The 597-nt window shown below is 70.0% G+C and carries 2 protein-coding genes; both read right to left on the reverse strand.

The features are described 5' to 3' along the window. Positions 1 to 288, reverse strand: a 288-nt coding sequence (locus DQW85_RS21715) for a hypothetical protein (protein WP_205315295.1), incomplete at its 3' end; no start/stop codon positions are given. A 127-nt stretch (positions 289 to 415) separates the two neighbouring features. Then, positions 416 to 597: His/Gly/Thr/Pro-type tRNA ligase C-terminal domain-containing protein (locus tag DQW85_RS21720; RefSeq protein WP_240197334.1), on the reverse strand; the 182-nt coding region annotated here is incomplete at its 5' end.

Raw genomic sequence — 597 nt, forward strand, 5'->3', positions numbered from 1 at the left:
CGGCGGGCCCGGCTCGTCCGCCGGTCCGCCCCGCCGGCGCAGGCGGTCGACCAGCGGCGCCATCCCGGACCGGTAGCACACGAACACCAGCGGAAGTGTCACCGCCAGGAACGTCATCCGGTGCTCCAGCGCCTCGACGGGACGGAACACGACGATCAGCGAGTACGCCGAAAGCAGCGCCGCCACGGTCCACACGGCGAGTCGCAGCCACCCGGTCAAATGCCGGGCCGGACGCTCCTGCTCGTGTGCCGCGACCAGCTCCGAAGCTCGATCACTAAGCTCCGTCAACAGGTCCTCCCGACAGCTGTTGCTGGGACTTTACGAGCGCCGGACCTGTTAAGGGAAGGGCCCGCCGTCTTTCTTTGACATAGGGCGCTTTTCCTTGACGCTCGCCTATCCTTTTTGGTCGAGGTGTTCAGAAAACAGGACGCGATCGGGCGGCGAGTTCCTCGACGGGCACCGCGCCCGCCTGGCCGCCGTCACGCAGCCGCACCGACGCGCGACCCGCCGCAACGCCCTCCGCCACCTCGCGCGGCCCCACCACGAGCTGGTACGGCACCAGCCGGTGGGCGCGGATCCGGGCCCCGAGGCTGCCCC

It is taken from the genome of Nonomuraea lactucae (assembly GCF_003313395.1).
GTDB classification, from domain to species: Bacteria; Actinomycetota; Actinomycetes; order Streptosporangiales; family Streptosporangiaceae; genus Nonomuraea; species Nonomuraea lactucae.